Source organism: Vibrio sp. CB1-5, assembly GCF_059412285.1.
Genome location: NZ_JBJHPB010000004.1, coordinates 155,879 through 170,551, shown reverse-complemented (window position 1 = coordinate 170,551; position 14,673 = coordinate 155,879). Strand labels below are relative to the sequence as shown.

The window sequence follows — 14,673 nt, the reverse complement described above, 5'->3', positions numbered from 1 at the left end:
TTTTTATCACCTGCAGAGGCTTAGCTCGGTTTTCGCCACCTATCTAAACCTTTTAATACGGATTGACTCTCGCTTTTTCTCGAAGCCTACTTTCTGGTGAACCGGGGTTTGGTGAGCCGTGCTTTAAGCTACCCCGTTTCGAGTCTTTTAGCTGACGCCACATCCAACGACTTTGGGCGGCATCTACCCTATCACCTTGCACCTCTTGACTGGTTTGTTGCCAAGAAGCATCGCTGCGCATTTTTTTGAGTTCAACTTCACCGCTCACTTGGCGGCCTTTTCTGTATATCAGACGCCTAACACTCGGCCAATCGCGATGACGAATGGCTTGAGCCAACTCCCACCAAGGTGGTGTTGGGTGAGTTTTAAAGAATCGATATATCAATCTCGAAGCTATTAGCAGCGCTAAGATAACAATCGAAAGTATAACGAATTCAGTTTTATACGTATTGAAAAGTGAACGCCAAGTGTGAGCAACCCGTACTTTTTTAGCTTCCAAAGTCACTGTCTGTACAGATTGCGTTTCGACATCCCACCAGCGAACGATTTGCTCTGGAAACACCACTTCGCCGCCTGTGGTAACAATGTAAGTGACCTCATCGACACGTTTTGATTTGTATACGCCTCGCGTTTGGCTATCTGATAAAACACTGGGCTTCGGATACGCTTTCACGCCAGCAATGCTGTCATCGCTCAGTGGTGGCAACATAATCGAGAGAGTATCGTCAGCTTCAACCTCGAGAGTCCTTACGATACTGTCACCCGCATGCAGCTCTTCGGACGATGCACTCCAAGATTCCTGCACTTTAACATCATTAGCAGAGAACCAGGCTTCGTCTTGAGTAAACGACGCATCCGGAAGATAGGTAAACAGTGACATCGGTTCGGTATACAGTGTCCCAGAGACATTTGAACCATCCGGAGCAGATACTTGAACTCTAACGGGTACTTTGGGTATTCGATACTCTCCGCTTTGCTGAGGATATAAGGTTATTTCCCAGCGTTGGCGCGACCATGTCTGGCCGCCTTTACGTTCCGTGTAGTTAGTTGCAAGTTGATTGCGCTGCTTCACAATCAAATCCGGCATACCAAAGCCAGAGATACGTGTACCACCAGTAAACCACCTTGGTGTGGCAACCTCGATATAAAGAATAACTTGCTCACGTATCGCGGCCGGCTCTGATGCGTTCTCCCCTTTGCTAAGCCAAGAGGTTATCTCTACGTCACCTTCTCTTTCCAACTGATTGATAGTCATACTTGCCTGCGCCGAAATCGGGACGAGCAAGGTCATCAAGGCCAGAAATAATAATGAACCCACTTGAGTAAAGAGTTTCGCTAACTTAACGATGTTCATTGTTGGCTCCCCTGCTCACGAAGTTGGATTTGGAATTTGTTTCGCAAAAAGTTTTTTGGGTCAGCTTCAACTTTGCGAAGCCACTTATCTGCAAGTTCCTGGCTTCCCAATATCTCGTTAGCGTTCAAGGTTTCTTTTAACATCAGCTCTGAGGCAGTATTTTCTTCAGCGCCGTCGGCCGTTCTCGGGTTGTCTCCAAGCTCCATCGACTCTTCTGGTCCGTCAGTGGTACCCGATTGGCTTTCACTCACTCGATTAATCTCGTCTACCAATTCACTCATGGCTTGATAGTTTTGCTTTGCCACCACAGCGATACTTTCATCATTGGTTTTCTCGATAAGATCTTTATACAGATTTCGTGCTGCAAGATATTCTCGTTGTCTTGCCAAGGCGTTTCCTAGATAAAGAACCGCTCGTTCATCACCCTGTACCTGCAAAAACTGCGACTGCGCCGAGGCAAAGTCGCGTCCATAGTAAAAAGCGATGCCCTTGTACATTGGCTCTTGAAAATGATTAGCCGCTTTGATGAATTCCCCTCGGTTAAAGTACCACTGGCCTTGCTGCTCTGGTGTCAGCCATAAATCCATCCAAGTTTGAGTCGCACTGTCCCAAAATTCTTCGACGGCTGATTTCGGCTCTCTGATTTGCTCACTACTTGCTACTGCGGAAACTGTGTCTGCATGAGCTTGGTTTAGAAAAATATTTGGACTCATTAACGTGGCAAGAATTGCCCATTGAACCAACCAACCTTTTCTAAACCACAACAACGCCAACAGCATCACTGGAAACACGAGGTAGTAACCCATGTCCCGACACGGCATCGCCGACTCTCCCGAGATCTGCATATGACGCTCAACATCAGACGCAATACTGTTGATGTCACTGTCGTCCGTGGTCAGTGAGTAATATCGGCCATCGGTTGCACTGGCCAGTTGCTTCAAACTGTCCCAGTCGGTCGCAGAACTACTATGAATAGCCTGGTTTCCTACAGCTAAGACCATCACCAGTTGGTTCGTGTCTTGAAAAGCATCTTGATAGAGTTTAATCCCTTCTTGAGAAACACCATCAGAAACAATCAAAATCGAAGCTGAAGGAAAGTTTTTTAACTGCGATTGAAGCTCAGGTATTGCCGATTGGACACTCTTTCCCTGCACTGGAATCACTTCAGGTGTGATCGCATTGAGGAATGGCAAGAAGACTTGATTGTCTTGTGTCATCGGCATCGCTGTATGAGCACTACCACCGAAAACAATGAGCGACGTTTTACCGCCTTTTCTTGCTTCCAATAAGTCTCGAATCTTGTATTTTGCTCGCTCTAGACGTGACGGCGGCAAGTCTGTTTGATCCATAGACGTGCTGACATCAAGCACAATGGCAAGTGCGCCTTGATCTTCACCAAATGGCGAAGGTTCACGCTCCCATGTCGGCCCTGCGCAGATAACAATGGCAGTGCCTAAAATAGCACTAAGCAACTTAAGAGGTAGCTGACTCTTCCAGCCCTGCTCTCCTATAATGAGTGCCTTTTGCAAGTGCTCGGGAATAATCGTTTTCCAAGCAGCGGTTGTTTCTCGGCGCCAGCGAAGTAGTAGCAATAATCCCAGCGGCACAAACGCTAGTAACCATATCGGGCGCATAAAATGAAACTGAGAGAAGAACTGCTCAATAGCCAAGCTGCTCATGACTCGCTCTCCTGCTGTTTAGTTTCTGCATTTTGATTCGCTGTGAACAATGAACGACGTATTGTTGCCGCTGAAAATGCGATTAAATACAGTACAACGACGATCATCATTAGGTATTGGTGAACGGTTTGCTTCGGTCGATACTGTGTGCTTTCGTACAATTTCGGCTCCAGCTCTCCAATGGCTTGATAGGCTTGTTGCAAAGCCTCTTGATCCATCGCCTGAAATGCTTGGCCACCCGATGAGTTAGCGATGTTTTCTATGGTCTGCATGTCCAGTGCCTGCTCACCAACGGTTTCTGGATCACCCATTGCAATAACGTGAATCCGTACCTGTTTCGCTGCTGCTACCGTTGCGGCATCTTTGGGCTCAACAAAGCTTCCTGTGTCATTACCATCGGTTAACACGATCACGACTTTTTCGCGTTCAGCTTCACCCTGTGATTGCTCGAACACCTTAATCGCGAGACCAATCGCATCCCCTAGGTGAGTACTTTGCCCTGCCATCGCCACTTCGGTTTGGTTCAATAGCGCAAGCCAAACATCGTGATCCGCGGTAAATGGGGTTTGCAAATAGGCGGCATCACCAAAAAGAATCAGACCAAGACGGTCTCCATCACGCGTTGCGACAAAATCCGTTAGTACACCTTTTACTGCGTCAAGTCTGGAAATCGCTTGTCCATCCGGTGATAGAAAGTCCATTTCAGACATCGAACCAGAAAGATCGACGGCAACCATCACATCACGACCCAGCTTCTCTCGGGTTTGAGGCTCACCCAACACGGTTGGCTTGGTCATTGCAAAGACTAATAAGATCCACGAGACAACCAAAATAGCCCGTTGCCACCACGACGGATTTAGCTGACTTGCGCCCTGTTCAGGCTCTTCCCCAAGAATATCTAGTAGGCTGCGGAAAAAAGGTACCTTAATAGCGCTCTGCTTCGTTTTGTATGCAGGCACCAATCGATACACTAAGATCGGCAGTGGTAATAGCAGCAGCCATAAAGGATGAATTAAAGAAAGACTGTCCCAACTCATGACGTCTCTCCCATTACGCCAGAGATAGCACGCTTAGTTTTGTTCAGAGCTCGCGAAATCGTGGCGCTCAATGACCAATGTCGCTTAAGCCATGTTGGTGTCGTATGTGTATCAACCCAAAGACAAACCATGTCGTAAACCTGCTCGGCTTCTTGGTCAGTTAACACGACAGATCGAGTGACCAGCGTTTTCAGCCACTTCTCGCCTAATACTAGGTCTAGTTCGCTGGATAGATTTGCGTCTGATGTTTGACTCAACGTCGATAGCCAAGCTCGGTTAAATTGCTGTGGCTGGTTTGGATACAGATAGTGAAAGGTGCTTTTTAGCACGTCGTAGCAAACCAGTGGCATTTCATCGGTGTTGCGATGCATTTCCAATACCTGCTTTGCTTCTTTTCGATAACGCTGCATCTGCTTGTTACAATACGCGAGCGCAAATTTATAAATAATGAAAGCAACAATCAACAAGGCTAAAACCTGCCAACCCAAAGTTTGAGGAAACCAAGAGATAGCATCAGGATTAGGGACTTCTGACATATTGCGAAGAATATAGGAACTCGGGGCAGCTTGGGTCATGATGCAAACCCTCCGACGGCGCGCTTGAAAGCATCAATATGTTGGCCATCTGTGGATAGCTCTATCACAGGCAATCGCTTCATTGCCATTAATTGCCCTAGCTTTTCCAGGCGATGATGAGCGTGTGCTTTTAAACCTTGGTTCGCTTTGTCCAATTTAGTTTTTTCCGTCACGCTCAGCTGATACTTTCCGTCTCCAAACACCAACGAAGCAGAATCTAAGATATCAGCCGGTAACGCCGCTTCCAATGGGTCAGAAATCACCACACTCAAAATATCATTATGCTGCTGAAGGTACTTGAGCCGATCCAAATCAAACTCTGTCGCGCCTGACCAGTCACTGATAAACAAGATAGTGGCATTTTTGAGCCCTAAATTTCCGAGCATTCGAATGGTGGAAGAAAAGTTAGCACGCTCGCTATCCTCGCTAGAGATATCTAACGCATGGTTCGCGTCATTGAGTCGCTTTAACGCATGTAACAGGTGATTTTGAGATCGTTGTGGTTTCAGATATTCAATCTGATTCGATCGGCTAATGATAAAGCCGACCCGGTCGTTATCTTTCAAAATGCGCCACGCGGATAATGCAGCGATCTCGCTAGCAACCACTGATTTCATAGTATCAATGGAAGAAAAGTACATCCCGCTGCGCTGATCAACACAGAGAATAAAGTTGCGGTCTTTCTCCTCTGTGTAAGTGCGAACATGGGGTTTGCCTGTACGCATGGTGACTTTCCAATCGAGATTGCGAATATCATCGCCCATTTGATAGTGACGAAGCTCCTCAAAGTTGAGGCCGCGTCCACGAAAAGGCGAGCCATGTCGGCCTGACATTCGCGATTGAGCAACCAAATGTGGTAACAACGAAAACGACTGAACCTGTGATTGCAGCTTCACCAAGCGCTCATACGAGGTGTGGATTCGATGATCGTGATTATTGGCGTGTTTAGAAGCCATAGAAGTACCTCTAGCGACTTAGCCAATAGCCACAACATCAAGCAAGTGATTAACAACATCTTGCTGTGTCACTTGTTCAGCCAGTGCGTTGTAGGACAAAGCAATTCTATGGCCAAGTACCATACTAGCGACCGCTCTTACATCATCAGGTTCGACATAATTACGACCCTGTAACCAAGCATAAGCACGGCTACACTTATCTAGAGCAATAGAAGCACGTGGCGATGAGCCGACGAGGATCCAATCGGCGAGAGAGGACTCTGGGTAGCGCTCAGGCTGTCTTGTCGCCATAACAAGGTTAACAATATAGTTTTCAACCAGTTCTGAAACTTCAATCTCTGGCATTTCACGCCTCGCGGCAAACACGGAATCGGTAGAAATGGTCACTGACTCCGATTCATCTGTTAGCTTCGAGCTGTCAGCCCCACCTACTGCGCGCTCCTCATTTCGTACCAATCGAATGATATCGCGCTCAGCGTCATCTTCTGGGTAATCCACCGTAACTTTCATGATGAAGCGATCCATCTGCGCCTCTGGCAGTGGGTAAGTACCCTCTTGTTCAATCGGGTTTTGCGTTGCCAGCACCATAAACAGCTCTGGCAATTTATGGCTATCACCACCCACTGTAACTGTACCTTCCGCCATAGCCTCAAGGAGTGCTGCTTGTACTTTTGCAGGGGCACGGTTGATTTCATCGGCTAAAACGATGCTATTGAAAATGGGGCCTGCTTGAAAATGAAGCTGGGGCTTGCCATCCACGTCTTGATATATCTCGGTACCTGTAACATCGGAAGGGAGTAAGTCTGGTGTGAACTGAATACGCCCAAAACTGGTATTCAAACGCTCGGCCAGCGACTTAATTGAGCGAGTCTTTGCGGTACCAGGCAAGCCTTCAAGCAAGATGTGGCCGTTGGTAATCAAGCCAACCACCAGTGCTGTCACCACGTGTTGTTGGCCTATCACTGATTTTCCCACTTCTGTCACTAGGCGGTTAAGTTCTGTTTGCGCTTGATTCATGGGTTCACACCTTTTGCTTGCTCGTCTTCGTTTAAATGAATAGACCTCAATAATTGACTTAATACTACTTAGTCACTCTATAACTTTTGGTTATAGAGGTAATGCTTTTTCACGGTTGATAGCGTGATTTTAGCTGCTGTATAACTTCTGGTGGTGCTAACTTCGACAATTGATTGAGACACTGTGCCGCACCTTGGTGCTTATGCTTGAGCATTAAGTCGCACTTAGAAAACAGATGCTCTGGATTTCTACTCAACTGATAGGCCTTATCAACCGCTTTGAGTGAGACGTTAACATCCGCCGTTTCCATCGCTAACCCATACACAAACCAATACTGCGGATTATTGGCTTCTAGCTGTGTCGCCTTATCAAGTAGTTGGCTAGCCATGGTTTTGTCGCCTTGACGAAGCTTTGACAACGCAGCGCTGTAATGAATAGCAGCCGATTTTGGTTGGTTTTTGATCCCAAGCGCGAGTGTTTTGTCCGCCGATGCTTCGTCACCCTGACCTCGATACAGATCGGCGAGATTGATGTAGCTGTTCTCAAAATAGGGCTCAATAGCAATCGCCCCTTGGTACTCTTCAATCGCGAGCTTTGGTTTGCCTTGAGCGGCGTAGACATTGCCAAGATTGGTGCGCCCAAAACCACGGTCGGCATTGTATTGCTGAATATCAATGTATTCTTGCAGTGGCGCTTTAAGTTGATCTTTTTGTAGGGGGTTAAGCTCTCGCCAATACTGCGCTAACGCACCAGCAGCTTCCGCACGAACAGCGAGAACATCGTCATCAAGCAACGGTGCAATGATTTGCCAACGTTGATGAGCTGGATAAGGCGCACTACCTTGAATAGCACCAATTCGAATCATTGCCTCACTATTTTTCACCGCTCTACCCAGCGCGATTAAGCTATTTTGCCCTTGGTAGTTCGCCATTCTTTGTAATGCTGACGCCCTTACAATCGATGCTTGGTTAATGTCTTGCGCGATATAGGAAAGCGCATCGGCCGCCGCTGGGTGACCAATATCTGCAGCATAAAATGCAATCCCATAATGCTGACTGTTTTGATAATTCGAATCTGGGAACCACTGTGCCAACGTTTGAATGGCCCAATCCGTCCCCTTGTCCTCATGACAAGAAGAGCAAACGTTAGGCGTGCCGATGTGTTTACTCATATCCGGTCTAGGTACATGCCAACTATGATCGCGTCGTGGATCGACCTCCATGTAGGTAGTCTCCGGCATGTGACAGGTTGTACATTGGCTCGCTTCGCTACCTGCCTCATGGAAGGTGTGTTTTTCTGGTGTGTATTCCGAAGCAACGTGGCACTGAGCACAAACGGCCTGTTCTGGAATCTTAAGTTTGGCTGAATGGGGCTCGTGACAGTTGGTACAGGTTACGCCCTTTTGTGCCATCTTAGATTGTTCAAACGAGCCGAAGACATACACTTCATCATAAATCTGACCATCTGAATGATATAGCTCAGGCGTTAGATTAGAGACAAGGTACTTATCAAAGATATCTCCTTGCACGTGGTCGTACTGCTCAGACAATTGCACTCGACGACTATGGCATTGAGCACATACTTTGACTTGCTGTGTGTCCTTAATGGCTTTTGGTTTAAGAGTAGAACTTCCCCCTTGATAGACCCACTCGGATACGGCTTTGGAAAGGTCGCGATCGAAGCCATAGTGACTACTTGAGCTAAATTGGTTTGGGTTATTTTGCTTAGAGAGCTCAATATGTAAACTTGCCGGGCCATGACAAGCCTCACAGCCCACGGTTATTTCTGACCAGCTTGTCGAATATCGATTACCCTCTTTGTCGTAGTTCTTTTTTAAATTAGTCGAATGGCAATCAGCGCACATAAAATTCCAGTTTTGCCCAGTATTTGTCCAGTAGAACTCATCGCTGCTCGTTGTATCCGGATAGAGGTGATACCAACGCTGGCCGCCTTGTGCTTTACCTCTAGAGTCCCATGTGAAGGGGATTAACTGGACACGTCCATCGTCAAATTCAACCATGTACTGTTGAAGTGGGTAGTAACCAAACGTGTAGGTAATTTGATAATCGTGGAACTGGCCATCTGGTCCTTCTATGTTGACCCAGTACTGCTCTCCTTTTTTGAAAAATCGATTTTCTTTACCTTTAAACTCAAACGTGGCGTTGTCGAAATCTCCCAAGACACTTTGCGTGGTAGCGTGATCCATGGCTCGTTCGTGATCGGACCCTTTCCATTGTTCTACTTCTTTCTGATGGCACTCTATGCAGGCTTCGCTTCCCACATAGGTTGCTTCAATGCTGCTCGTCGTCGAAAAATCCGTTTCATTACCATAGGAGCTTACGCTTACCAGCAGCATAACCACAGCGCTTACCACCCGACACACTACGCTCATCCGACATTCCTTTGCTTGTTTGCAAGTTATTGTTATTTCAATAATAACAATAGTCTAGAATGAACGTCCGGCAAAGTTCACCAGCGGATTTACTCATTTTTCACACAAAAAAAGAGAGGCATTTCGCCTCACTCATTAAGTCATCTGCAATGCTCAGTGTCTGATTGCAATATTATGCGCCGTTCAAACCACATAACCTCAATAGAATGCCTTCTAAGTCTTCCCATGGCATCAATTGCGAATCAATAACCTCAATGCGTGATTCATAGCCCTCAAGTGACATCTGATTAACGGACACGACTCGATTTGCGACGTTGAATGCGAAGCAGCCCTTATCGGTGTTGACGACGGCTTTGACACGCTCCGCATTAAGGTCACTAAAGAGTGAAAACAGCTCGTCGAAATTGAACTTGTGCTCCTCACCAACAATCCAACCACAGCTGAAATAGCCTTGCCCTTGGTTTTCACGGCGAATATATGGCTTCTCCGGTGGCAGTTCAAATACGGGTTCTAAGTCGCTGTGGTCATGGTCGTGATGATGAGCATGACCATTTTCCTCCGCCAAGACCTCTCGCCTTTCAAGATCCAATAATTCAACAGGAAGTTGGCCGTTTTTCACCAGTTTATGGAACATTTTCGCGGGTTGCTGATCTGTTACCCAATCATTGAATACGTCGATATCTTGTGCACTACACTCATCAACCTTATTGCCGATGATAACCTCTGCCGATGCAAGTTGATCGTTGAAATTGTTGTTTTCAAGGTGGCGTTCATCAGACAAGTTACGTGGGTCCACCAGCGCAATGGTCGCTCTCAAATCAATGTAATTTTGGTATTGTTCTGAGGTTAGCGTTTTAATCACTTGCTTAGGATGACCAAGGCCTGTTGGTTCGATAATCAGGCGATCAGGTTTTTGTCTTAGCAGAGCATTAATACCCACCGACATGGGCACTCCCGCAGTACAACACATACAACCACCCGGAACCTCTTTAATCATGGCTCCGCCTTCTGCCATCATGGCGCCATCAATACCGACTTCACCAAATTCATTGACCAATACAGCCCAATTCTCATGTTGCGGTTTTTCTTTTAGTAAATTGAGAATGGCCGTAGTTTTACCTACGCCAAGGAACCCAGTGATGATGTTGGTAGGTATTTGATTTTTCATTGTCTTACTCGATGTCTGTCAATCACCAAAGTATATACCTAACGCGCTGCACTATTCTAGCCACGGTACTGATATACGAAAGCCATCTAATGGTGAGTGGTAATGGTAAGCGACATCTGAGGAGAGTGAGTGGTTTTCTATAGAAGACAAAAGGCGCACTTTGCGCGCGCCTTGATCCCTCGTTACTCAATCGTGAGTTTGCGAATCTCTGAACCAAGTCTATCGGCTGAGATATAAAAACGAGGCAGTAGTATGTGTTTCTTAAGTTGTACATCCAAATTGTAGGTAGGGATTGGAATCCTCCGTGTTTGTCGAATATGAACCCTACGATTTAACTATGGTACAAAAATGACTTTTTTCAAGCTCTCTACTAAAAATAAGTGACGCTTTTGAACTTACGTCAAAATGGTCGAGCATTGATGAAATTTCGCACCAGAGCATAAGAAGTAGTGATAAGTGGAATACTACTTTTCATTCTTACCACTATTGCCAATTTTGCTAGGTCGTATAATTTCAACCTTGAAGATTCATTCCCCCATACAGGCACCCATCCCTATGACCAAAAGAGAGAAAATAAAACAATCGTTACTCGCCCGCGTACCAAAAGGAACGATTAATCAGTTTCTCTCTAGCGATAAAACGCCTATCTCGGTATTACTGCTTTCCTGCGTAGTTGGTATCTTGGCCGGGCTCGTCGGTACCTTGTTTGAGATTGGTGTGCACTTTGTCACTGAAACTCGCACTGACTGGCTAAAAGATGAAATAGGTTCTGTACTGCCTCTATGGCTGCTCGCCTTTGTCATTAGCGCATTTTTGGCGTTCATCGGCTATTTTTTGGTGCACAAATTTGCCCCCGAAGCTGCCGGGTCCGGTATTCCCGAAATTGAAGGAGCAATGGACAACATGCGCCCTGTTCGTTGGTGGCGTGTACTGCCAGTTAAGTTCTTTGGTGGCTTGGGCGCCCTTGGCTCCGGAATGGTATTGGGACGCGAAGGGCCAACGGTTCAGATGGGTGGCAACATTGGCCGTATGGTAACCGACCTGTTTCGAGTTAAAAACGATGATAGTCGACATACACTACTTGCCTCTGGCGCTGCCGGTGGCCTTGCGGCTGCTTTCAACGCACCCCTCGCTGGCATTATGTTTGTTGTTGAAGAAATGCGCCCGCACTTTCGTTACTCGCTTATTTCCATCAAAGCGGTACTCATCTCTGCGGTGACGGCTACCATTGTATTCCGCTCTATTAATGGCCAGCATGCAGTAATTACGATGCCGCAATATGACTCGCCGGATCTCACCGTCCTGTGGTTATTCCTATTGTTAGGTACTTTGTTTGGTGGCTTTGGGGTTGTGTTCAATCGGCTGGTCACACTGTTTCAGGATATGTTTGTGCGTATCCACAAAAACGATCTGAAACGATTTTTGTTTACCGGCTCAATGATCGGTGGCAGTTTCGGTTTGCTACTTTTATACGTACCTGAGCTGACAGGGGGAGGCATTGGTTTAATACCGGAGATAACCAATGGTAGCTTTAGTGCGGGTGTCCTCATTCTTTTGTTTATTGGCCGAGTTCTTACCACGCTGATTTGCTTTGGTTCTGGCGCACCCGGAGGAATATTCGCGCCTATGCTAGCCTTGGGTACATCGTTTGGCTATGCCTTTGGTTTAGTCGCACATTCACTGTTTCCTGAATTGCCTATTGAACCGGGTGTATTCGCTATTGCTGGCATGGGCGCACTATTCGCTGCTACCGTGCGCGCGCCAATTACTGGCATCTTGCTGGTGATTGAAATGACGAACAATTACCATCTCATTCTACCGCTTATCATTACAGGCCTAGGCGCAACGATCGTCGCGCAGATGCTTGGTGGCCAACCAATTTACAGCCAATTGCTGCACAGAACACTAAAAAATGAAAAGCTGCGTCAGGAAGATTTGCCGAGAAAAGAAACAAACTAACCTTACAAACTGTGGTGATGGTTTCGTCTCTACAAAAAGCATGTATAATCGGACGGCTAGACTGCTATGCTCTAGCCGTCGATTGATATGGATATCTAAGAGAGCCCTCAGTGACCATTAGCCTTGCCTCGTTAAAGCGCCTTACACAGTTCCACAATGTGCCCACATCACAAGCATCCCTTGCGCTTGGCATGATTGGTCTTGGGCATGCATGGGCACTCTATGTTCCAGAATTTGGAAAAAACGTGCAACCAATATTAGCGTCTCTTGGTGCACTTTTACTTTTTCCGGTACTGATTAAATATCTTCTCAACAGACATATTTTTTCTGCGGACATTAAACATCCCCTTACCGGTAGCTTAATGGCGCCGATGAGTATGGCTCTACTCATTTTATGTGACTATCTCGCGGTCATTCTTCCGTTAATTGCCTATCCACTTTGGTTTGCCGCGTTAACGTTACATATCTGTATGGCCATTTTGTTTTTTTATTACCAATTAAAAAACTTTCGCATATCAAATATAGTACCAAGCTGGTTTCTATATCCGGTTGGCTTAATAAGCAGTTCGCTCGCAGGCACTCAATTTGGTCATACTGTTTATTCAGAAACCATCGCATCTGTTTGTATCACCATCTACTTTTTTATGCTGCCACTGGTCCTTTATAGATTGGTCTTTGAAGGGATGTTACCTAAGCGTGCAAGACCTACTCTGGCCATCATGGCTGCGCCGATCAACCTCACATTATCCGCATACTTGGTTAACTTCTCCGAGCCTGATCCTATACTCACAGGTGCGCTAGCTGGAATAGCAATCACAATGACGATGTTAATCTATCTCTGCTATATTCGATTATTGCGTTTGAAGTTTCAGCCGTCCATCGCCGCTATTACGTTTCCATCTGTGATTAGCTCTATCGCTATGCACCGATTAACTACGTTCTTTGAGGCAGAACATCCACAATGGCATTGGCTACATAATTTTGGATTTTTGGAATTATCAGTCGCTTCATTAGCCGTTGCTTGGGTCACGATTGGATTTGTAAAAATGTATTGGCCAGAGCTAGCAAGTAAGCATTGATTTTATTTGATAATAATGTCAGAATTTATAAATAACGATACGATTATCAACCAGTTAGACTCCCAACGGGTATAATCAGAATAAAACTATTCCCACCCAATATAGTTCATTTTGCAATCAGCAACAAATAATAAAATATTCAATAGTGACAGGTATTCTCTCGTCGGCAATAAATAAATGCATCGGCCGACATATAAATCAATTTTTATAGAGAATAACTGCTATGCAACTAACTCAGATCAAAAAGTCTCTCCCAGATTTTATCACTAAGAAGTTCGACGCAATCATCGAAGATAGAATTAATATTCTCGCTGACCATAAACCTATCATTTTCGGTATGCCGCCTCAGTCAGGTGACGTTGTGATGCAGACAAATGACTATCTGGATTTACACAATAACGATGCGATTAAAAATGCCCATATCCAAGCTATTCGTGACAATGATCAGAGCCTTCTCATGTCGGGCGCTCTGCTACGCGGCGCTGAAAATCAACCCATTTTCGAAGAGAAGCTCGCGAAACTAACCGGCTTCGATCGCTGTGTCGTCGCCCAATCTGGTTGGAACGCTAACATCGACTTACTACAGGGCATATGTGATAAAGATACCAATGTCTACGTGGATTTCTTCGCCCATGCGTCGCTGTGGGAGGGAGCTAGAATTGCTGGCGCAGAGGTTCATATGTTCATGCATAACAATATGCGTCATCTTGAGCGACAATTAAAGCGCCATGGTTCCGGTATCATCTTAGTCGATTCTATCTATAGCACCATAGGTACTATCGCCCCACTTGTCGACGTGGTATCACTTGCCTACAAGTATGACTGTGCGTTAGTCGTGGATGAATCCCACTCTATAGGTACACACGGTCCAAACGGAGCAGGATTAGTCGCGGAGCTTGGACTCACAGAGCATGTAGACTTCATTACTGCCAGCCTTGCTAAAACCTTTGCTTACCGGGCTGGGGCTATCTTGGCCAATGAACAGACCGCCTACTTAGTCCCGCTACTGGCGTTTCCATCCATCTTCAGTTCCGCCATGCTGCCTTATGAGATGGATCGGTTGAACGCAACATTCGACGTGATTGTAGACGCCGACGAAGCTAGGCGTACGTTAAAGAAAAATGCGGACTATTTGAACAGAGGGCTGCGCTCAATTGGCTTTGATATCGATAGCGAATCACAAATCTTTGGTATCGATACCGGGGACGTGCATAACACACTAAAGATTAGAAACTTTTTTGAGGAAAATGGAGTATTTGGTTCGGTATTCTGCCCACCAGCAACACCGCACGGCAAGCACTTAATTCGATTTTCGATTAACTCGGGTCACAGTAAAGCAGAGCTGAATCGCGTACTCGAGGTCTGCCAAAGGGCATGGGATAACCCTGATCTTTCTTTTTCGTAGTGATTTATATCTTAGATCAGAAAAGAGCGCTCAAACTGGCGCTCTTTTTCAA

At 46.1% G+C, this 14,673-nt stretch carries 10 protein-coding genes and 2 pseudogenes; 3 read left to right on the top strand and 9 right to left on the bottom strand.

Annotated features, from left to right (window positions below; translation table 11 throughout):
• Positions 1–52: 52 nt before the first annotated feature.
• From ACJB0T_RS04645 to ACJB0T_RS04605, 9 genes and pseudogenes are all read right to left on the bottom strand, one after another.
• Positions 53–1,354 (bottom strand): BatD family protein, encoded by a 1,302-nt coding sequence (locus ACJB0T_RS04645; RefSeq protein ID WP_479293715.1) that lies wholly within the window; start codon positions 1,352–1,354, stop codon positions 53–55.
• On the bottom strand, positions 1,351–3,033 hold the full coding sequence (locus ACJB0T_RS04640) for a vWA domain-containing protein (protein ID WP_479293716.1): 1,683 nt from the start codon (positions 3,031–3,033) through the stop codon (positions 1,351–1,353). Before ACJB0T_RS04640 ends, ACJB0T_RS04645 begins: the two co-directional genes overlap by 4 nt.
• Entirely contained in the window at positions 3,030–4,070 is a 1,041-nt protein-coding gene (locus ACJB0T_RS04635; protein ID WP_479293718.1) for a VWA domain-containing protein, read from the bottom strand. The genes ACJB0T_RS04640 and ACJB0T_RS04635 overlap by 4 nt, the downstream gene beginning before the upstream one ends.
• Positions 4,067–4,645, bottom strand: coding sequence for a DUF4381 domain-containing protein (locus tag ACJB0T_RS04630; RefSeq protein ID WP_479293719.1), 579 nt, complete (start codon positions 4,643–4,645; stop codon positions 4,067–4,069). The genes ACJB0T_RS04635 and ACJB0T_RS04630 overlap by 4 nt, the downstream gene beginning before the upstream one ends.
• Positions 4,642–5,601, bottom strand: a complete 960-nt coding sequence (locus ACJB0T_RS04625; protein WP_479293720.1) for a DUF58 domain-containing protein — start codon at positions 5,599–5,601, stop codon at positions 4,642–4,644. The genes ACJB0T_RS04630 and ACJB0T_RS04625 overlap by 4 nt, the downstream gene beginning before the upstream one ends.
• Positions 5,602–5,619: 18 nt before the next feature.
• A pseudogene (locus tag ACJB0T_RS04620) lies at positions 5,620–5,967 on the bottom strand (AAA family ATPase); the annotation flags it as partial.
• Between the two features lie 65 nt (positions 5,968–6,032).
• Positions 6,033–6,618, bottom strand: a pseudogene (locus ACJB0T_RS04615) (AAA family ATPase); the annotation flags it as partial.
• 109 nt (positions 6,619–6,727) lie between these two features.
• Complete coding sequence (locus ACJB0T_RS04610; RefSeq protein WP_479293722.1) at positions 6,728–9,010, bottom strand: multiheme c-type cytochrome; 2,283 nt, start codon at positions 9,008–9,010, stop codon at positions 6,728–6,730.
• A gap of 172 nt (positions 9,011–9,182) precedes the next feature.
• Positions 9,183–10,178 carry a CobW family GTP-binding protein gene (locus ACJB0T_RS04605; RefSeq protein WP_479293724.1) on the bottom strand — a complete coding sequence of 332 codons (996 nt, stop codon included), beginning with the start codon at positions 10,176–10,178 and terminating at the stop codon, positions 9,183–9,185.
• A 555-nt stretch (positions 10,179–10,733) separates the two neighbouring features.
• Here ACJB0T_RS04605 and clcA point away from each other — a divergent pair.
• The 3 genes from clcA to cqsA all read left to right on the top strand — a co-directional run bounded on the left by clcA (position 10,734) and on the right by cqsA (position 14,621).
• Positions 10,734–12,137: a H(+)/Cl(-) exchange transporter ClcA gene (gene clcA / locus ACJB0T_RS04600; protein WP_479293726.1), complete on the top strand. Its 1,404-nt coding sequence runs from the start codon at positions 10,734–10,736 to the stop codon at positions 12,135–12,137.
• 116 nt (positions 12,138–12,253) lie between these two features.
• Positions 12,254–13,216 (top strand): TDT family transporter, encoded by a 963-nt coding sequence (locus tag ACJB0T_RS04595; RefSeq protein WP_479294553.1) that lies wholly within the window; start codon positions 12,254–12,256, stop codon positions 13,214–13,216.
• Positions 13,217–13,439: 223 nt separating this feature from the next.
• The gene (gene cqsA, locus ACJB0T_RS04590; protein ID WP_479293727.1) at positions 13,440–14,621 is read left to right on the top strand and encodes an alpha-hydroxyketone-type quorum-sensing autoinducer synthase; all 1,182 of its coding nucleotides are present in this window, start codon (positions 13,440–13,442) and stop codon (positions 14,619–14,621) included.
• Positions 14,622–14,673: the final 52 nt, after the last annotated feature.